Below are 16,055 nucleotides of genomic sequence, written 5' to 3'. Positions count from 1 at the left end.
GAAGCCTCGGGGAACGTTAAAATTTAAGGCGGCTGTTTTCCTGTCCGCAACGAGGACAATTCCCCTCCTGAACTTCGCCCCGAACCACGTAGAGGTGGTTGCAACGCATGCAGCGAAACGTGGTGCGCCGGCGCTCGCCTTCAAAACGGGCGTGGTCACGACGGTCGTAGTAAAGCCACAGGCCGAGGAAAAGGGCGGCGACCAGCAGGCAGTAGATTAAGGCGGCGATTTGCAGACCCATGAGGCAGGCAATCAGGAAGGCAAAGCGGAGGTGGAAGGGCCAGAAAACAAAAACGCGCCGAAGATTACTCTTCGGCGCGTCGCGAAACGTGGAAGACGCCCTGAGGCGCCGTCACGCTTTAGGCCTGGGCGGCAGGAGCGGCATCCGCAGCGGGAGCAGCGGCGGCCTTCTTACCCTTGGCAGGCTTCTTGGACTTCTTGTAGCCCTGGTCGTCAGCCTTGACGAACTCGATGATGGCCATCTCGGCGGCATCGCTCACGCGGGGGAGAGCGAGCTTGTAGATGCGGGTGTAGCCACCGGTGCGGTTGGCGAACTCTTTGACCTTCTCGTTGAAAAGGAGGGTGACCATGTCTTCGTTGCGAACGTCCTTGAGGGCGAGGCGGCGGAGATGGACGGCATCCTTCTTATCGGTCTTCAGGGAAGCCTGTTTGGCTTTCGTGATAATCTTTTCGACAAAGGGACGGAGGGCCTTGGCCTTGGCCAGGGTGGTTTCGATACGGTCGTGCTCGATAAGCGAGGCGGCCATATTGGAGAGCATGGCCGCGCGATGCGGGCTGCTGCGTCCGGCGAGTGAGTGACTGTGTTTTTTGTGGCGCATTGTGGTGTTGTGTTAAGAGCGGCGCCCGATCGGCAATCCCTGTCGCAGCGTTGGGCGAAGGGACGGCGCGAGCGCCGCAAGAGTAGTTATCTAGCGGATACGGTTCAGGCGTCCTTCTTCGCGGCGTCGAGGAGGCGCTCGTCGAACTTCATGCCAAGCGAGAGACCGAGGGCCTCGAGCTTGTCCTTGATTTCGTTGAGCGACTTCTTGCCGAAGTTGCGATACTTGAGCATCTCCTGCTCGGTCTTCATGGCGAGTTCGCCGACCGTGGTGATGTTGGCGTTGTTCAAGCAGTTCGCGGCGCGAACGGAGAGCTCGATTTCGTTGACCGACATGTTGAGGAGCTTGCGGAGCTTGTTCTGCTCCTCGCTAACCTCGGACTGCTGGTTTTCGAATTCGAAAGCTTCGTCGCTGACGCGATCGAACACATCGAGGTGGTGCTTGAGGATCGAACCGGACTGCTTGAGGGCGTCGTCCGGATTGATGCGGCCGTCCGTCCAGATCTCGAGGATGAGCTTGTCATAATCGGTGATCTGGCCGACGCGGGTGTTCTCGACGGCATACTTGACGAGACGAACAGGCGAGAAGAGTGAGTCGATCGGGATGACACCGATGGCCTGCTCTTCTTTCTTGTTCTGCTCGCCGGGATAATAGCCGCGGCCGGTCTTGATCTCGATCTCGGCCTCGAAGGAGGCGCCCTTTTCCAAGGTCGCGATGACCTGGTCGGGGTTGACGATCGTGACGTTGGAATCGGCTTGGATGTCGGCGGCGGTGACGGCACCGGCGCGGTTCTTCACCTTGATCGCGAGCGTGATGGCTTCGCGCTTGGTGGAGACGATGAGGACTTTCTTCAGGTTGAGGACGATGTCGGTGACATCTTCAACAACGCCGTCGATGCTCTGGAACTCGTGCTGGACGCCCTCGATCTTGATCGAGGAGATGGCGGAGCCTTCAATGGAGCTCAGGAGCACGCGGCGCAGAGAATTACCGATGGTGTGTCCGTAACCGGCCTCGAAGGGCTCGGCGATGAACTTGGCGTAGGTCGGCGTAGAGCCTTCCTCGACCTTGGTGAGCTTATTGGGCAATTCGAACTTTCCGAGGCGTTTGGGCATGTGGGCGAGTGATTGCTGCGTTTAAGGAGAAACTCCAGCTTAGAAGCGGGAGTAGAATTCAACGATGAGCTGCTCGTTGATGTCGGAAGCGATTTCGTCGCGGTTGGGCAGACGGGTCACGGTGGCCTTGAACTGCTCGGCGTTGAGCGTCAGCCAGCCCGGAACGGGGCGGGCGCGGTTCTCTTCCAGGTTGCGCTGGGCAAGCTGGCGGGAGGAGGCGAGATTCTTGATCTCGACTTCGTCACCGGCCTTCACGACAGCGGAGGCGATGTCGAGCTTGTGACCGTTGACGCGGACGTGGCCGTGGCCGACGAGCTGGCGGGCGGCGGCGCGGCTCTTGGCGAAGCCAAGGAGGTAAACGACGCTGTCGAGACGGGTCTCGAGGAGCTGGAGGAAACGTTCGCCGGTGACGCCGCGCTCGCGCTTGGCGGTCTCGAAGGTGCGGCGGAACTGACGCTCAAGCAGGCCGTAGGTGTAACGGAGCTTCTGCTTTTCGTTCAGACCGACGGCATACTCGGAGAGCTTGCGGCGGAGCTTGGGGCCGTGCTGGCCGGGGGGGAAGTTGCGCTTTTCAAACGCCTTCGTGGCGCCGAAGATCGGCTGACCGAAACGGCGGCTGATGCGGGTGGTGGGACCTGTGTAACGAGCCATGGTGGGTTACTTGTTTTAAAATTGAATCCGATTTGTGGATACGCGCGTCAGATTAGACGCGGCGACGCTTGCGAGGACGGCAGCCGTTGTGCGGCACCGGGGTCACGTCGATGATGGTGGAGATTTCCAGACCGATGGCCTGGAGGGCGCGGATGGCGCTGTCACGGCCGAGGCCGGGACCGGAGACCTTGATGACGACGTCCTTCAAGCCATGGGACATGGCGTTGCGGGCGGCATCCTGGGCGACGACCTGGGCGGCGTAGGCGGTGGACTTGCGCGAACCGCGGAAGTTGCACTTGCCGGCGCTGGACCAGGAGATGACGGCACCCTTGCCATCGGTGATCGAGACGATCGTGTTGTTGAAAGAAGCGAGGATGTTGGCGACGCCGGAGGTGACGTTCTTGGAGCCCTTGGCCTTGCGGATCTTGATCGTGCCGAGCTCTTCCTTGAGGAGATCTTCAGCGGTGGGCTGCTTGGCGACGCCACCGATGAGCTCGACGGGCTTCTGATCAGCCGCGGGAGCGGGAGCAGCGCCTTCGGCACCTTCGGTTTTGGGAGCCTTAGCCTTGACAGGCTTTTCAGCAGCGGGAGTAGAAACCTCGGCGGCGGGAGCCTTCGGGGTCTTCTCTTTCTTAGGAGCGGACTTTTCTTCAGCCATGGTAGTAAATGATTATTTGGTGGGAGCCTTGGTAACACCGACGGTGCGACGCGGGCCCTTGCGGGTGCGGGCATTGGTGCTCGTGCGCTGACCGCGGACGGGCAGGCTCTTGCGGTGGCGGACGCCACGGTAGCAGTTGATCGCCTGAAGGCGCTTCAAGTTACCGGTGTGCTCGCGGCGGAGGTCACCTTCAACGACCCACTTGTTCTCAGTGATGACGTGGAGGATCTTGTTCATCTGCTCCTCGGTGAGGGCTTCGGCGCGGGAGTCAGGATCGATACCGACTTCTTTGACGATCAGGTCGGCCCGGATGGGACCGATACCGTAGATGTAACGGAGGGAATACGCGATTTTTTTCTTCGCGGGGATATCAACACCGAGGATACGTGGCATGGATGTGGTTTAGTTTAACTTTACTGTGGAAATGTGGAGGAAACAGGACCCGTGAGGGTCCGGAAAGTGGGAGGAAACAAATCAGAGGGGCTTCGGGATCGTCAGGATCTCGGGGCCATTTTCTGTGGTGAGCACGGTGTGTTCGAAGTGCGCGGCGGGCAGATTGTCGGCGGTGACGATGGTCCAGCCATCACTCAAGGTCTTCGTGCGATAGGTCCCCAAGTTTACCATGGGCTCTATGGCGAGCGTCATGCCGGGCTTGATCTTATCACCTGAATTCTTGCGGCCGAAGTTCGGGATCTGCGGATCTTCATGCATCGAAATGCCAACTCCGTGTCCGACGAGATCGCGAACAACACCGAAGCCATGGGCTTCAACATATGTCTGGATCGCGTGGGAGATGTTGCCGATGCGATTGCCAACAACAGCCTCTTTGATCCCGAGATAGAGGGCCTCTTCGGAAACCTTTAGCAATTCAGCCACACGAGGTGAAACCGAGCCGAGGGGGACCGTGGTGGCATTGTCGCCGATGTAGCCGTTATATTCGATAACGACATCCAAGGAGACGACATCGCCGTCGTGCAGGACGCGCTTCATTGACCCGATGCCGTGGACCACCTCTTCGTTAACCGAAAGACAGGTGTAGGCAGGAAACCGGCGGTTGCCGATCTGGTAGCCATAACAGGCACTCTTAGCTCCGTGCTGGGCGATGAAATCGCGTGCAGCCTGATCCAAGTCATAGGTCGTGATCCCCGGGCGAACGAGCTCTTTAAGCTGTTTTAACACGAGGGCGGCAATCGCACAGGACTCACGCATCCGCGCGATCCCTTCTTTGTTTTTAATGGGAATCATGCGGCGGAGAGTGCCTCGCCTTCCAAAAGAAGACCGAGGGTGCGATAGTGTTCGACGAGTGACTCCGAGGAGTCGGCGGCAGCGATGACACCAGTGAGATTTTCATCACGGGCATCGAGCCATTCATCAAACACTTTGGCTTGGAGCAACGTAGCCGGGAAGCCGGTCAGGGCGAATCCCGCATCGGGTTTGCGCGACCAAAACCAACGGCGCGCGAGCGCGATGCTGGTTTCGTCCGAGAGGAGTGATTCCTGACGGAGCGTCCGTTCGACTGTTGAGCCGAGGGACGAGCCACGCGAAATCTCCTGCCGTATCAGTTCGGCAAGAGAGACGTGCTCAATATTCAAAGAACGAAGCTGATTCATCGCGTTTTCCGAGGAGAACGGGGACAAACCGAGCAGTAAGAACTTCTGTTTGGCCGGAGGGCCAAAAGAAGAAAAGAGGTCAGAGCGTGCAGACACCGCAGCCGAAGTAAAGCCCTTATTGGCTAATAATCTTGTAGGCCCAGATAGCAACGCCGAGGAGGAGCAGGCCAAGCATCGGGAGCGCGATTTTCATCACGGCTTCAGTGCTGAGGGCATCGCCGGTGGCGCTGGCAGCATTCGCGCTGCGCGAGCGAACGCGTCCCTTCTTCAAGAAGCCGTCATAGTGACGCTGCAACAAGAATGTCTCGATCTGCTTCATCGTATCCAAGATGACGCCCACCGTGATCAACATACCGGTGCCACCAAAGAACACCGCGATACGCTGGGGAACGTTGAGTTCGAAAAGGAACACATCGGGCATGACGGCGATGATCGTAAGGAAAATCGCGCCGGCCAGAGTCATGCGGGTCATGATGAAATCGAGGAATTTCGCAGTCGGCTCGCCGGGGCGAACGCCCGGGATATAGCCGCCGTATTTCTTCAGGTCATCGGCGATCTGGATGGGCTTGAACATGACGGAGACCCAGAAGTAGCTGAAGAAAAGAATGAGCGTGCCCATGGACACGTAATAAACCCAATGTCCGCGGAGGAGGTTCTGCGCGAAATCGGTGAGGAACGGCATGTTGAAAGCCGCACCGACCTGGGAGAAAATCTGCTGAGGGAAAAGTAGGATCGCGCTGGCGAAGATCACCGGCATGACGCCCGAGTAGTTCACCTTGAGCGGCAGGAAGGAGCTCTGGCCGCCCATGACTTTATTACCCACCACGCGCTTGGCGTATTGAACAGGAATCTTTCTCTGCCCCTGCACCACGAGGATAATACCCATCGTCACAAGCACGAAGAGCAGGATCATCACGATCGCCTGCGGCAGCCCGAGTCCCTTCACACCGATAGCTGGGAAGAAGAGCTGATACGCCGTGGCGGCGGCGCCAGGAATGTCAGCCAAAATGCCGATGGTGATAAGGAGGGAAACACCGTTACCGATACCGCGGGCGGTGATCTGCTCACCCAGCCACATAAGGAGCAGCGTGCCGGCGGTCATGAAGATGACGGACGTCACCAAGAACCAAGCCTTAGGCGCGATCACGATCGAACCGTAAAGGTTGACGTCGAAATTAGGACCGAAGAGACGGGCGGGATTTTCGAGTGCGAGGATCAGTAGCGTGCCCTGGACCAAGCAGATGATGAGCGTGGCGTAGCGGGTATACTGCGTGAGCTTCTGGCGACCGACGTCGCCTTCCTGTTGAAGACGGCTGAGCGCGGGGACCACCGCAGTCATCAGCTGGAAGATAATCGAGGCACTGATGTAGGGCATGATGCCCAGCGCGAAGACGGCACCCTTCACGAGCGCACCGCCGGTGAACATGTTGTAGAGGCCCACCAGTGCACCACCGGTGCTGCCGGCCTGATCCTTGAAGAAGGCGGCGAGCGGCGCAGGGTTAAGACCAGGAAGCGGGATGTGCGCACCGACGCGCGCGACAAACAGCAGGGCAAGAGTGTAGAAAATGCGCGAGCGGAGCTCAGGGATCTTCAGGGAGTTCGTGAAAGCGGAAAGCACAGCGATGGAAACGAAGGACGAATGAAGTCGGAAAGAAAAAAAAGGCCGCGCGATTTAATGTCGCGCGGCCTCAACCTAATATTAGGCGACGATGGCCTGGCCGCCGGCCTTCTCGAGTTTGGCCTTGGCCGACTCGGAGAACTTGCCAGCAGTGACCTTGAGGGCACGGCTGATTTCGCCGTCACCGAGGACCTTCAAGCCCGGCTGACCGTTGCGGATCAGACCAGCCTTGACGAGGACTTCGGCGTTCACCTCGGTGATGCTGGCGTCCAGCTTGGCGAGGTCACCGACGTTGATCACAGCGATCTCGGTGCGGAATTCGTAGTTGTTAAAACCACGATGGGGGAGCTTACGGTAAAGGGGCATCTGGCCGCCTTCGAAGCCGGGACGGATGGAGGAGCCGGAACGAGCCGACTGACCTTTGCCACCGCGACCGGAGGTCTTACCGTGGCCGCCGCCTTCGCCGCAGCCGACGCGCTTCTTGCGATGAATCGCGCCTTTAACGTTCTTGAGTTCGTGAAGTTTCATGTGGGTTCCTTTTGGGAGGGTCGCCCCACCCTGCTTTAGCGCAGGGCGGGACTCGGATTATGGTTTCTAAATCAGGCCGAACGGATGGCCTTGATGTCGGCAGCCAGACGAAGCTGTTGCAGACCGTTCAAGGTGGCATGAACCACAGCGATGTGGTTGCTGGAGCCGCTGGACTTGGTGAGGATGTTCTTGATGCCGGCCGCTTCGAGCACGGCGCGAACGGCACCACCGGCGATGAGGCCAGTGCCGGTCGAGGCGGGCTTGAGGAGAACCTTGCCGCCGTCGGCAACGCCCATGACGTCATGGGGAATGGTGTCGCCCTTGAGCTTCACGGTAACGAAGTTCTTCTTCGCGTTTTCGGTGCTCTTCTTGATGGCGTCAGGGACCTCGTTGGCCTTGCCGTAACCGATGCCGACGCGACCTTTACGGTCACCGACAACGGAGAGTGCGGCGAAGCTGAAACGACGGCCACCTTTGACCACCTTGGCGCAGCGATTGATGAAGACGATCTTTTCAACGAGCTCGTTACCGTGTTCGTCGAGGGACTTCGGAACCTCGCGGGGACCGCGGTTTTCACGACGGGGCGCGCGTTCAGAGCGATGCTCGGAGGAAGGGGCGGCGGGAGGAGTGGTGCCAGTGCTCATATATTAGAATGCAAGACCACCTTCGCGGGCGGCATCAGCGAATACTTTGACTTTGCCGTGGTAACGGGCGCCGGAGCGATCGAACACGACGGAGGAGATACCGGCGGCCTTGGCCTTGGCGGCAAAGGCGACGCCAAGGGACTTGGCACCGGCGATGTTGGCGGACAGCTTCTCTTTGCGCAGATCGGCATCGAGGCTGGAGAGGAACGCGAGCGTGGTGCCGGCCTCGTCGTCGATGGCTTGGGCATAGACGTGCTTGCTGGTGAAACGGACGGCAAGACGAGGACGTGCGGCGGTGCCGAACACCTTCTTGCGGATGCGCCAACGGCGCTTCTGAAGAAGGTCTGCTTTGCGAGTGGTGGACATTTAGTTTTGAGCTCTTGCGAGCAGGTAGAGTGTTATAAAAAGAAACGTTAAGCGACGGTCTTGCCTTCTTTGCGACGGACGCGCTCGCCAACGATGCGGACACCCTTGCCCTTGTAAGGCTCGGGCGGATAATAGCTGCGGATTTCCGCGGTGACTTTACCGACGAGCTGTTTGTCAGCGCCCTCGACCTTGACCTTGGTCTGGTCGACGACGGTGATCTTGATGCCCTCGGGGATGTCAAAAAGGATGGCGTGCGAGTAGCCGAGCGCGAGGTCGAGGACCTTGCCCTTGAGGTTGGCCTTGAAGCCGACGCCTTGGATTTCGAGGTCCTTGACGAAGCCTTCGGAAGCGCCTTTGACCATGCCGGCGATCACCGAGCGAACGGTGCCGAACATGGCGCGGGAGAAGCGGCTGTCATCCTTCGGAGCGATGGTGACTTTTTGGTCAGCAAGGGTGATGGAAACAACGGGCGCGAAAGTCTTGGAGACCTTGCCCTTGGGGCCTTCGACGGAAACGGTGTGTCCCTTGACGTCGACCTTAACTTTGTCGGGGATGATAACGGGAATTTTGCCTACGCGTGACATGTGGTGATTCTCCGGGTTACCAAACGTTGCAGAGCAGTTCGCCGCCGACCTTCTGGCGACGGGCGTCCTGATCCTTGAGCAGACCCTTGGAGGTCGAGAGGATGCTGATGCCGAGACCGTTCAGCACGCGAGGGATTTCGGTGTAGCTGTAGTAGAGGCGACGACCGGGGGTCGAAACGCGCGACAGGTTCGTGATAGCAGGAGCCTTGTCGACATACTTGAGCTTAACGATGACGGTCTTGTGACCACGATCGTCGATGCCAGTGGAGACTTCGGAAACGAAGCCTTCGGTTTTAAGGATCACCGCGAGGCTCTCCTTGAGGGTGGAGTGCGGCGATACGCACTCGGCAAGACCGGCCTTCGACGCATTGCGCAGGCGGGTCAAGAAATCGCTGACGGGATCTGTCATGTGGATGTTGTTTAGATTAGGCGCTCGGGTCATATCCGACCCCCGTGGCCCGAAAAGTTTACCAGGAGGACTTGGTCACGCCCGGGATCTTGCCGTTAAGGGCGAGTTCACGGAAGGTGATACGGGAAACGCCGAACTTGCGGATGAAGGCGCGAGGACGACCGCTCATGGAGCAACGGTTGCGGATGCGGATCTTCGACGAGTTGCGGGGCAGTTTCTGAAGCTTCTTCTGCGCGGCGAAGAACTCTTCGTCGTTGGTGGCAGGATTGGCGAGGGTCGCCTTGAGTTCGGCGCGGAGGACGGCGAACTTGGCGGTGAGGGCTTTACGCTTCTCGTTACGATTGATGGCTGAGGTCTTCGGCATGGCGAAAAGTGATTAGGCTGCGTTGGTCTTGGCGGCGGCGTCAGCAGCAACCTGCTGTTCGGTGCGGCGGAAAGGCATACCGAGGAGCTTAAGAAGCTCGCGGCCTTCTTCGTCAGTCCCGGCGGAGGTGACGATGGTGACATCGAGGCCCATGGCCTTCTTCACGTTTTCAACGGTGATTTCCGGGAAAATGGTGAAGTCGGAGATACCAAGGTTGTAGTTACCCTGGCCGTCGAGCTTGGAGGGAACGCCGCGGAAGTCGCGGATCGTGGGGAGAGCAACCGCGAGGAGGCGGTAGAGGAAATCCCACATGCGCTCACCGCGGAGGGTGACGTGCGCGCCAACGACCTGGTTTTCGCGAAGTTTGAAGTTCGAGATGGCCTTCTTGGACTTGGAGAGGACCGGCTTTTGACCGGCGATGGCGGCAAGATCGCGCTGGATGTCGGCGATCTGATTTTTGTCGGCTTCGGAATCGATACCGGTGTTGAGGGAGATCTTGACGATCTTCGGCACCTGGTGGGTGTTCTTGTAGCCGCGGCTCTTCACCAAAGCGGGGGCGACCTGCTCGGTGTAGTGCTGTTTAAGGAAGGGAGTTGTTTTGCTCATTATGGTAAGAGCCACCGGATTACCGACCCGGATGGCAATTTGAGAGTGTGTTATAGGGCGAAAAGGGTCGAAGTTACATGATGTAGCTTCGACCCTGGCAAGCGCTATTTTAAGTTATGACGTTGATCAGGCCTTGGCGGCGCGTTTTTTGGACGCATCGAACACGGCTTTCTTCTGGAGATTCGAGACGTGGATGGAACCCTCGCGCTCGATGATGGCACCGTTCGGGTTTTCCTGGGACTTCTTGGTGTGGCGCTTGATCATGCCGACGCCTTCGACGCGGACGCGATCTTTGGCGGGAAGGATCTCAAGAACCTTACCAGTCTTGCCCTTTTGGGAGCCGGCGATGACGACGATCTCGTCGCCGCGTTTAACGTGATATTTGGTGGTAGCCATTTTAGAGAACCTCCGGAGCAAGCGAGATGATCTTCATGAAGTTCTTCGCACGCAGTTCGCGAGCGACAGGGCCGAAGATACGGGTGCCCTTGGGATTGCCGTCAGCGGTGAGGATGACGACGGCGTTGCTGTCGAAACGCAGATAGCTGCCATCGGCGCGGCGAACCGGAGCCTTGGTGCGGATAATGACGGCCTTGGCGACTTCACCCTTCTTCACGGAAGCATCTGTGGAGCTTTCCTTGATGTGAATGGTGACGACATCACCCACGCCGGCGGTGGTGGTGTTTTGGCCTTTTTTGCTGATGAACATGGCGCGACGGGCGCCTGTGTTATCAGCCACTTCTACCCATGAACGGAGTTGTAGCATGACGGATCTTTTTAAATGTTAATGGGCTCAGGCCTTGGTCTTCTTCGTGGGAACGAGCTCGGCGACGTCCTTCTCGGTGATGGCGGCACCATCAGCGGCGACGGCGGCCTCGATCACTTTGACGATGCGCCAGCGCTTGAGGCGGCTGAGGGGACGGGTTTCCATGATCTCGACCTTGTCGCCGACCTTCGTCTCGTTCTTCTCGTCGTGCACGTGCACAACAGTCTTACGATTGATGGTCTTCTGGTAGCGGGGATGCGGGATCTTGTAAGGGACGGTGACCTTGATGGACTTGTCACCAGAGCGGCTGGTGACGAAACCGGTGAGGTCCTTGCGGGAATTACGGGTCGTGGTGGACATGTTCTTTTACGGGTTGAGGGCGCGTGCCGGATTAAGCGGCAGCCTTCTTGTTCTTGGCGGTGCGCGCAGTCTCGAGACGGGCGATGTCCTTGCGGAGGGTGCGCAGCTCGGAGGTCTTCTCAACCTGGCCGGTCTGCTTGCGCAGGCGGAGGTGGAGGAGTTTCTCGCGGGTTTCGTTAAGCTTGGTGGCGACCTCGGCTGGGGAGAGTTCGCTGATTTCTTTGTAGGTGCTCATGACGTGTAGGATTGCCGTTGGGCGGTTATTAGACGGCGGTGCCTTCACGCACGATGAATCGGCAGTGGAAGGGCAGTTTGGCGTCGGCCAAGCGGAAGGCTTCCTTCGCGACGCTCACCGGAACACCGGCAAGTTCGAAAAGGACGGCACCGGGCTTGATCTGTGCGACGTAGTATTCAACAGGGCCTTTACCGGAACCCATGCGCGTCTCGGCAGGTTTCTTGGTGATAGGCTTGTGGGGGAAAACGCGAATCCAGAGTTTACCTTTGCGCTTAAGGTGGCGCGAGATGGTAACACGGGCGGCTTCAATCTGCTGGCCGGTCATAGGACCACGGGTCAGGGACTGGAGGCCGAATTCACCGAAGGAAATCGTGTTGCCACGTTTAGCGTTACCCTTGCGGGAACCCTTCTGGGATTTGCGGTATTTAGTGCGTGCTGGAGCGAGAGCCATGATGGTTTCTCTTTAGTTAATTGGTTAGAGGTCGAACGACGGGATTAGAGCGTCGTGTCGGCTTCCTTTTTGCAGATCCAGACTTTGACGCCGATCTTGCCGAAAAGGGTTTTCGCTTCGGCAAAGCCGTAGTCGATGTTTTCGCGGAGGGTGTGCAATGGCACGCGGCCCTTGCGCTGCCATTCGCGGCGGGCGATGTCGGCACCGCCGAGACGGCCCGAAGACTGGATACGGATACCTTCGGCACCGAGAGCCATCGCCATTTCCACGGCCTTTTTCATGGCGCGACGGAAAGCGATACGACGCTCGAGCTGGAGACAGACGTTCTCAGCGACGAGCTGAGCTTCGATCTCGGGCTTCTTGACCTCCTGGATGTCGAGAAGGATGTCCTTGCCGGTGAGCTTCGCGAGCTCGGCCTTGATGTTTTCGATCTCGGCGCCCTTGCGGCCGATAACGATGCCGGGACGGGCGGTGTAGATCTTGACGCGGACGCGGTTCGAAGCGCGCTCGATGAAGATGCGGGGAACGGAAGCTTGCTTCAGCTTCTCCATGAGTTTCTCACGGATAATCTGGTCCTCGAGGAGGAGCTTCGCGAAATCCTTCTTGGAGGCATACCAGCGCGACTGCCAGTTACGGCGGACAGCGAGACGGAAGCCGATCGGATTGGTCTTTTGGCCCATGGTGGTAAATTAGTTGGAGTTACCGTCGGAGAGGACGATGCGGATGTGGGACATCTTCTTGCGGCGGGGCATCGCAGTGCCGCGGGCACCGGCCTTGAAGCGCTTGAGGACGGGTCCGTTTTCAACGAGCGCGCTCTTCACGATGAGGGAATCAGCGGAGAGGTTGTTGTTGTTTTCGGCGTTGGCGATGGCGCTCTTGAGCGTCTTGACGATCAGACGCGCGGATTTGCGCGGGATGAGCGTGAGGAGATCGACAGCATCGTTGGCTTTACGGCCTTGGATGGTGCGAACGACTTCGCGCACCTTTTTAGGGGACATACGCGCGTAGCGGGTGAGGGCTTGGACTTCCATGTTGATTAAAGATTCCCTTTTGGGGCGACAGCAGGACCGTGAGTCCCCTGCCCTTTTGAGTTATTGATTATACCTTGAGAGTTTTGACGGTGGCGGTGTCGCCGGCCCGGATCGATTGACCGGGCGCGAGCTGGAGAATGAGGCTGGCGGAGGCGCGGGGACGAAGGTCGACGAGAACAATCTCGGCAACCTCGATGCCATCACGCACAACGCTGAACACCATTCCCTGACGGAGGCCGGCTTCGAAACCGGCGCCGAGCAGAACGACATCCGCAACGCGGGTCGCCTGCACGGCCACCACCGGAGCCGCCTCGACCGAACGGCTCGCCACCAACTCGGCCGCATGCAGGCCGGTCGTGGAAACGACGGCGAACAGAGCGAGAGTGGTGACGAGACGGATCATGGCGGCGAGTAGACGGCTTAGATTTCCTTGCGGGTCATACCGCCGTGGTTCTTGAACACGCGGGTGAGCGCGAATTCGCCGAGCTTGTGGCCGACCATGTTCTCGGTGACGTGCACCGAGATGAAGGACTTGCCGTTGTGAACGCTGAACGTGTGTCCGATGAAATCGGGGGTGATCGTCGAGCGGCGGGACCAGGTTTGGATGGGCTTCTTGGAGCCACCGGCCTTAATGGCCTTCTCGATTTTCTCGAGCAGGTGGTAATCAACGAAGAAACCTTTTTTGATGGAGCGTGCCATGTTGGTAAGGTGTAGAAATTACTTCTGACCGCGCGGCTTGCGACCGTTATGGCGGACAAGGATCTGGGCGCTCGAAGGCTTCGAGCGTTTGCGGGTCGGGAAGCCCTTGGCGAGCTGGCCCCACGGGGATACGAGGTGCTGGCGACCGCCACCACCCTTGGACTTGCCCTGACCACCACCGTTGGGGTGGTCGACCGGGTTCATAGAAACACCGCGCTGACGGGGACGGTTGCCGAGCCAACGATTACGACCGGCTTTGCCGAGCGAGGCGTTGATCTGGTCACCGTTACCGACTTCACCGATGGTGGCGCGGCAGTTCGGGTTGACCAGGCGGACTTCGCCGGAGGGCAACTTTATCTGCGCGGCTCCGTTCTCGACGTTGACGAGCTCGATCGAGGTGCCGGCGGTGCGGCCGAGCTGGGCGCCACGGCCCGGGACAAGCTCGACGTTGTGCAGCTTGGTGGAAGGAGGGATGATCGACAGGGGGAAGTTGTTGCCGACATTGAAGTCGTTCAACGAAGCCTTGTTCGAGGTGACGATGGTGTCGCCAGCCTTGAGGCCCTTAGGAGCAAGGATGTAGCGCTTCTCGCCGCTGGAATAAGCGATGAGGGCGATGTGCGCCGTGCGATTCGGGTCATACTCGATGGCCTGCACGCGGGCAGGCATGTCGAGGATGTCACGCTTGAAGTCGATAATGCGGTAAAGCTGTTTGTGGCCACCGCCGCGACGACGCGAGGTGATGCGACCATAAACGTTACGACCACCGGTCTTGGGTTTCGGCTCAGTGAGCTTGGCCTCGGGGCGTTTTTTGGAAAGACCCTCGGGCTTGTTCAGCTGCGTAAAGCGCTGGGAAGGCGTGAGGGGACGACGAATGGGAGTGAGAGGCATGGTGTGTGTTCTCCGGATTAGACGAGCTCGATCTTGTCGCCAGCCTTCAGGGTCACGACGGCCTTCTTATAGTCGGCGGTCATGCTCGGGCGGCCTTGACGGCTCTTTTTGTTTTTACCGCGGTAAACAGCGGTGTTGACGCGGGTCACGGAGACCTTGAAAGCCTTTTCAACGGCTTCCGCGATCTGGTGCTTGTTGCTGTTGATCGCGACCTGGAAGCTGTATTGACCAAGCTCGGAAGAGAGCTTGTTGGACTTCTCGGTCAGACGAACGAGTTTAAGGACGTTGGCGCTCATTAGTTCTTACCTCCGTTGACGCGGGCGATGATGGTTTCGAGCGCGGTGAGGCTCACGATGATCTTCTTGTATTGGGCAAGATCGAGGGTGTTGAGCTCGTTGGCTTCCTGGACGGAAATGCGCTGGATGTTGGCGACGACACGGGCGGTGTCGGCAGTGAACTCTTTGTCCACGATGAGAATCTTACCCTTGGGCGCGATGCGCTCAATGATCTGGCTCATGACCTTGGTCTTTACGGGATTGGCCTCGAAGGTCTCGATGAGATCCACTTCGCCAGCGGCGAGGCGGTCAAAAAGAGCGCGGCTGAAAGCAAGTGCCTTCACCTTGGAGTTGATCTTCTTGGAGTAGTCGCGGGGCTTGGGGCCGAAGACGACGCCACCGCCAACCCAGATCGGGGAGCGGGTGGAACCGGCGCGGGCGCGACCGGTGCCCTTTTGACGCCAGGGCTTCTTGCCGCCGCCAGACACTTCGCCACGGGTTTTCGTGGAGTGGGTGCCGAGACGGTTGTTGGCGTTGATAGCGACGATAACTTCCTTAACGGCCTGGAGGCCCTTGTCGCCTTCGAAGGTCGGGAGACCGTCGAAATCTTGTTCGCGGGAGGTCTTACCGTCGGAGCTGAAAACTTTGAGTTTCATGTGCAGTGTTCTCTTAAGGGTTAGGCTTTCTTGGGCTGACCCTTGATGGCGGTGCGAACGATCACGTCGTCACCGTTGGCGCCGGGGATGGCACCCTTGACGAGAAGGATGTTCTTCTCGGGGAGGATTTTCACGACCAGCAGGTTCTGCTGAGTGACGCGGAGCTGGCCCATGTGGCCAGGCATCGCCTGATTCTTCCAGACGCGGCCAGGGGTCTGGCGCATACCGATGGAACCGATACGGCGGTGGAACATGGAACCGTGCGTGGCGGGACCGCCACCGACACGGAAACGTTTCACAACGCCTTGGAAACCTTTGCCCTTGGTGACGCCGATGACGTCAACGAGCTGGCCTTCAGTGAAGTCAGCCACGGTGAGAATATCACCGATCTTAAGGGTGGAAGCCTCAGTGAGGCGAACTTCGCTGAGAACGCGGGGGGCATCTTCAAGACCAGCCTTGGCGGCGTGGTTCTTTTCAGCCTTGGAGGCGTTCTTGGACTTCTGCTTGGAGAAGCCAAGCTGAACGGCGTTATAACCGTCAACCTGAGTTGTCTTGATTTGGACGACCGGGCATGGGCCGGCTTCGACCACGGTGACGGGGACCAAGACGTTTTGAGCGTCATAGACCTGCGTCATCCCGATTTTTTTACCGAGTAGGGTGCTGATGGACATGGCTAAGTGGTAGGTGGAAAATATTTCCGTTTAACGA

At 58.8% G+C, this 16,055-nt stretch carries 29 protein-coding genes; all 29 read right to left on the bottom strand.

Annotated features, from left to right (window positions below):
* Positions 1–16: 16 nt before the first annotated feature.
* On the bottom strand, positions 17–241 hold the full coding sequence (locus tag FPL22_RS14320; protein WP_144353670.1) for a hydrogenase nickel incorporation protein HypA: 225 nt from the start codon (positions 239–241) through the stop codon (positions 17–19).
* 118 nt (positions 242–359) lie between these two features.
* Positions 360–839: a 50S ribosomal protein L17 gene (rplQ, locus tag FPL22_RS14315; protein WP_144353669.1), complete on the bottom strand. Its 480-nt coding sequence runs from the start codon at positions 837–839 to the stop codon at positions 360–362.
* Positions 840–943: 104 nt separating this feature from the next.
* Entirely contained in the window at positions 944–1,951 is a 1,008-nt protein-coding gene (locus FPL22_RS14310; protein WP_144353668.1) for a DNA-directed RNA polymerase subunit alpha, read from the bottom strand.
* Between the two features lie 39 nt (positions 1,952–1,990).
* Entirely contained in the window at positions 1,991–2,602 is a 612-nt protein-coding gene (gene rpsD, locus FPL22_RS14305) for a 30S ribosomal protein S4 (RefSeq protein ID WP_144353667.1), read from the bottom strand.
* Positions 2,603–2,654: 52 nt separating this feature from the next.
* Positions 2,655–3,260 carry a 30S ribosomal protein S11 gene (gene rpsK, locus FPL22_RS18185; RefSeq protein WP_144353666.1) on the bottom strand — a complete coding sequence of 202 codons (606 nt, stop codon included), beginning with the start codon at positions 3,258–3,260 and terminating at the stop codon, positions 2,655–2,657.
* Positions 3,261–3,272: 12 nt separating this feature from the next.
* Positions 3,273–3,653, bottom strand: a complete 381-nt coding sequence (rpsM, locus tag FPL22_RS14295; RefSeq protein ID WP_144353665.1) for a 30S ribosomal protein S13 — start codon at positions 3,651–3,653, stop codon at positions 3,273–3,275.
* An 81-nt stretch (positions 3,654–3,734) separates the two neighbouring features.
* A complete protein-coding gene (gene map, locus FPL22_RS14290) occupies positions 3,735–4,505 on the bottom strand; it encodes a type I methionyl aminopeptidase (protein ID WP_144353664.1) in 771 nt (256 codons plus the stop codon).
* Complete coding sequence (locus FPL22_RS14285) at positions 4,502–4,870, bottom strand: nucleoside monophosphate kinase (RefSeq protein ID WP_144353663.1); 369 nt, start codon at positions 4,868–4,870, stop codon at positions 4,502–4,504. Before FPL22_RS14285 ends, map begins: the two co-directional genes overlap by 4 nt.
* A 115-nt stretch (positions 4,871–4,985) precedes the next feature.
* Positions 4,986–6,488, bottom strand: a complete 1,503-nt coding sequence (gene secY / locus FPL22_RS14280) for a preprotein translocase subunit SecY (protein WP_144353662.1) — start codon at positions 6,486–6,488, stop codon at positions 4,986–4,988.
* A gap of 81 nt (positions 6,489–6,569) precedes the next feature.
* Entirely contained in the window at positions 6,570–7,016 is a 447-nt protein-coding gene (rplO, locus tag FPL22_RS14275) for a 50S ribosomal protein L15 (protein WP_144353661.1), read from the bottom strand.
* Positions 7,017–7,087: 71 nt separating this feature from the next.
* Complete coding sequence (rpsE, locus tag FPL22_RS14270; protein ID WP_144353660.1) at positions 7,088–7,660, bottom strand: 30S ribosomal protein S5; 573 nt, start codon at positions 7,658–7,660, stop codon at positions 7,088–7,090.
* Between the two features lie 3 nt (positions 7,661–7,663).
* Positions 7,664–8,026 (bottom strand): 50S ribosomal protein L18, encoded by a 363-nt coding sequence (gene rplR, locus FPL22_RS14265; RefSeq protein ID WP_144353659.1) that lies wholly within the window; start codon positions 8,024–8,026, stop codon positions 7,664–7,666.
* 47 nt (positions 8,027–8,073) lie between these two features.
* On the bottom strand, positions 8,074–8,610 hold the full coding sequence (gene rplF, locus FPL22_RS14260; protein ID WP_144353658.1) for a 50S ribosomal protein L6: 537 nt from the start codon (positions 8,608–8,610) through the stop codon (positions 8,074–8,076).
* A 16-nt stretch (positions 8,611–8,626) separates the two neighbouring features.
* Positions 8,627–9,019, bottom strand: a complete 393-nt coding sequence (gene rpsH, locus FPL22_RS14255) for a 30S ribosomal protein S8 (protein WP_144353657.1) — start codon at positions 9,017–9,019, stop codon at positions 8,627–8,629.
* Between the two features lie 58 nt (positions 9,020–9,077).
* On the bottom strand, positions 9,078–9,383 hold the full coding sequence (rpsN, locus tag FPL22_RS14250) for a 30S ribosomal protein S14 (protein ID WP_144353656.1): 306 nt from the start codon (positions 9,381–9,383) through the stop codon (positions 9,078–9,080).
* Positions 9,384–9,395: 12 nt separating this feature from the next.
* Positions 9,396–9,989 carry a 50S ribosomal protein L5 gene (rplE, locus tag FPL22_RS14245; RefSeq protein WP_144353655.1) on the bottom strand — a complete coding sequence of 198 codons (594 nt, stop codon included), beginning with the start codon at positions 9,987–9,989 and terminating at the stop codon, positions 9,396–9,398.
* 126 nt (positions 9,990–10,115) lie between these two features.
* Positions 10,116–10,385: a 50S ribosomal protein L24 gene (rplX, locus tag FPL22_RS14240; protein WP_144353654.1), complete on the bottom strand. Its 270-nt coding sequence runs from the start codon at positions 10,383–10,385 to the stop codon at positions 10,116–10,118.
* Position 10,386: 1 nt separating this feature from the next.
* Positions 10,387–10,752 carry a 50S ribosomal protein L14 gene (gene rplN / locus FPL22_RS14235; protein WP_144353653.1) on the bottom strand — a complete coding sequence of 122 codons (366 nt, stop codon included), beginning with the start codon at positions 10,750–10,752 and terminating at the stop codon, positions 10,387–10,389.
* A gap of 27 nt (positions 10,753–10,779) precedes the next feature.
* Positions 10,780–11,112 carry a 30S ribosomal protein S17 gene (gene rpsQ / locus FPL22_RS14230; RefSeq protein ID WP_144353652.1) on the bottom strand — a complete coding sequence of 111 codons (333 nt, stop codon included), beginning with the start codon at positions 11,110–11,112 and terminating at the stop codon, positions 10,780–10,782.
* A 31-nt stretch (positions 11,113–11,143) separates the two neighbouring features.
* The gene (gene rpmC, locus FPL22_RS14225; protein ID WP_144353651.1) at positions 11,144–11,347 is read right to left on the bottom strand and encodes a 50S ribosomal protein L29; all 204 of its coding nucleotides are present in this window, start codon (positions 11,345–11,347) and stop codon (positions 11,144–11,146) included.
* A 28-nt stretch (positions 11,348–11,375) separates the two neighbouring features.
* On the bottom strand, positions 11,376–11,798 hold the full coding sequence (gene rplP, locus FPL22_RS14220; protein WP_144353650.1) for a 50S ribosomal protein L16: 423 nt from the start codon (positions 11,796–11,798) through the stop codon (positions 11,376–11,378).
* 44 nt (positions 11,799–11,842) lie between these two features.
* Entirely contained in the window at positions 11,843–12,478 is a 636-nt protein-coding gene (gene rpsC, locus FPL22_RS14215; protein WP_144353649.1) for a 30S ribosomal protein S3, read from the bottom strand.
* Between the two features lie 9 nt (positions 12,479–12,487).
* The gene (rplV, locus tag FPL22_RS14210; RefSeq protein ID WP_144353648.1) at positions 12,488–12,829 is read right to left on the bottom strand and encodes a 50S ribosomal protein L22; all 342 of its coding nucleotides are present in this window, start codon (positions 12,827–12,829) and stop codon (positions 12,488–12,490) included.
* Positions 12,830–12,896: 67 nt separating this feature from the next.
* Complete coding sequence (locus FPL22_RS14205; RefSeq protein WP_144353647.1) at positions 12,897–13,232, bottom strand: hypothetical protein; 336 nt, start codon at positions 13,230–13,232, stop codon at positions 12,897–12,899.
* 17 nt (positions 13,233–13,249) lie between these two features.
* Complete coding sequence (gene rpsS, locus FPL22_RS14200) at positions 13,250–13,528, bottom strand: 30S ribosomal protein S19 (protein WP_144353646.1); 279 nt, start codon at positions 13,526–13,528, stop codon at positions 13,250–13,252.
* 18 nt (positions 13,529–13,546) lie between these two features.
* The gene (rplB, locus tag FPL22_RS14195; RefSeq protein ID WP_144353645.1) at positions 13,547–14,416 is read right to left on the bottom strand and encodes a 50S ribosomal protein L2; all 870 of its coding nucleotides are present in this window, start codon (positions 14,414–14,416) and stop codon (positions 13,547–13,549) included.
* Positions 14,417–14,433: 17 nt separating this feature from the next.
* Entirely contained in the window at positions 14,434–14,712 is a 279-nt protein-coding gene (rplW, locus tag FPL22_RS14190) for a 50S ribosomal protein L23 (protein WP_144353644.1), read from the bottom strand.
* Positions 14,712–15,347 (bottom strand): 50S ribosomal protein L4, encoded by a 636-nt coding sequence (rplD, locus tag FPL22_RS14185; protein ID WP_144353643.1) that lies wholly within the window; start codon positions 15,345–15,347, stop codon positions 14,712–14,714. The genes rplW and rplD overlap by 1 nt, the downstream gene beginning before the upstream one ends.
* 20 nt (positions 15,348–15,367) lie before the next feature.
* Positions 15,368–16,018, bottom strand: coding sequence for a 50S ribosomal protein L3 (rplC, locus tag FPL22_RS14180; protein ID WP_144353642.1), 651 nt, complete (start codon positions 16,016–16,018; stop codon positions 15,368–15,370).
* Positions 16,019–16,055: the final 37 nt, after the last annotated feature.

The sequence above is a fragment of the Rariglobus hedericola genome, assembly GCF_007559335.1.
GTDB lineage: Bacteria > Verrucomicrobiota > Verrucomicrobiia > Opitutales > Opitutaceae > Rariglobus > Rariglobus hedericola.
Note: the sequence above shows the minus strand (reverse complement) of the source record. Positions and strands in the feature narration are given on the sequence as shown.

Bases quoted from the DNA above. Each gene is read 5' to 3' on its own strand.
- rpsE (WP_144353660.1), bottom strand. From the start codon at position 7,660: ATGAGCACTGGCACCACTCCTCCCGCCGCCCCTTCCTCCGAGCATCGC.
- rplE (WP_144353655.1), bottom strand. From the start codon at position 9,989: ATGAGCAAAACAACTCCCTTCCTTAAACAGCACTACACCGAGCAGGTC.
- rplP (WP_144353650.1), bottom strand. From the start codon at position 11,798: ATGGCTCTCGCTCCAGCACGCACTAAATACCGCAAATCCCAGAAGGGT.
- rplN (WP_144353653.1), bottom strand. From the start codon at position 10,752: ATGCTACAACTCCGTTCATGGGTAGAAGTGGCTGATAACACAGGCGCC.
- rplQ (WP_144353669.1), bottom strand. From the start codon at position 839: ATGCGCCACAAAAAACACAGTCACTCACTCGCCGGACGCAGCAGCCCG.
- rpsD (WP_144353667.1), bottom strand. From the start codon at position 2,602: ATGGCTCGTTACACAGGTCCCACCACCCGCATCAGCCGCCGTTTCGGT.
- rpsH (WP_144353657.1), bottom strand. From the start codon at position 9,019: ATGACAGATCCCGTCAGCGATTTCTTGACCCGCCTGCGCAATGCGTCG.
- rplR (WP_144353659.1), bottom strand. From the start codon at position 8,026: ATGTCCACCACTCGCAAAGCAGACCTTCTTCAGAAGCGCCGTTGGCGC.
- rpsS (WP_144353646.1), bottom strand. From the start codon at position 13,528: ATGGCACGCTCCATCAAAAAAGGTTTCTTCGTTGATTACCACCTGCTC.
- FPL22_RS14285 (WP_144353663.1), bottom strand. From the start codon at position 4,870: ATGAATCAGCTTCGTTCTTTGAATATTGAGCACGTCTCTCTTGCCGAA.
- FPL22_RS14310 (WP_144353668.1), bottom strand. From the start codon at position 1,951: ATGCCCAAACGCCTCGGAAAGTTCGAATTGCCCAATAAGCTCACCAAG.
- rpsM (WP_144353665.1), bottom strand. From the start codon at position 3,653: ATGCCACGTATCCTCGGTGTTGATATCCCCGCGAAGAAAAAAATCGCG.
- rplV (WP_144353648.1), bottom strand. From the start codon at position 12,829: ATGGAAGTCCAAGCCCTCACCCGCTACGCGCGTATGTCCCCTAAAAAG.
- rpsK (WP_144353666.1), bottom strand. From the start codon at position 3,260: ATGGCTGAAGAAAAGTCCGCTCCTAAGAAAGAGAAGACCCCGAAGGCT.
- rplC (WP_144353642.1), bottom strand. From the start codon at position 16,018: ATGTCCATCAGCACCCTACTCGGTAAAAAAATCGGGATGACGCAGGTC.
- rpsC (WP_144353649.1), bottom strand. From the start codon at position 12,478: ATGGGCCAAAAGACCAATCCGATCGGCTTCCGTCTCGCTGTCCGCCGT.
- rplB (WP_144353645.1), bottom strand. From the start codon at position 14,416: ATGCCTCTCACTCCCATTCGTCGTCCCCTCACGCCTTCCCAGCGCTTT.
- FPL22_RS14205 (WP_144353647.1), bottom strand. From the start codon at position 13,232: ATGATCCGTCTCGTCACCACTCTCGCTCTGTTCGCCGTCGTTTCCACG.
- rpsN (WP_144353656.1), bottom strand. From the start codon at position 9,383: ATGCCGAAGACCTCAGCCATCAATCGTAACGAGAAGCGTAAAGCCCTC.
- map (WP_144353664.1), bottom strand. From the start codon at position 4,505: ATGATTCCCATTAAAAACAAAGAAGGGATCGCGCGGATGCGTGAGTCC.
- rplW (WP_144353644.1), bottom strand. From the start codon at position 14,712: ATGAGCGCCAACGTCCTTAAACTCGTTCGTCTGACCGAGAAGTCCAAC.
- rplF (WP_144353658.1), bottom strand. From the start codon at position 8,610: ATGTCACGCGTAGGCAAAATTCCCGTTATCATCCCCGACAAAGTTAAG.
- rplX (WP_144353654.1), bottom strand. From the start codon at position 10,385: ATGGCTACCACCAAATATCACGTTAAACGCGGCGACGAGATCGTCGTC.
- rpsQ (WP_144353652.1), bottom strand. From the start codon at position 11,112: ATGTCCACCACGACCCGTAATTCCCGCAAGGACCTCACCGGTTTCGTC.
- rplO (WP_144353661.1), bottom strand. From the start codon at position 7,016: ATGAAACTTCACGAACTCAAGAACGTTAAAGGCGCGATTCATCGCAAG.
- FPL22_RS14320 (WP_144353670.1), bottom strand. From the start codon at position 241: ATGGGTCTGCAAATCGCCGCCTTAATCTACTGCCTGCTGGTCGCCGCC.
- rplD (WP_144353643.1), bottom strand. From the start codon at position 15,347: ATGAAACTCAAAGTTTTCAGCTCCGACGGTAAGACCTCCCGCGAACAA.
- rpmC (WP_144353651.1), bottom strand. From the start codon at position 11,347: ATGAGCACCTACAAAGAAATCAGCGAACTCTCCCCAGCCGAGGTCGCC.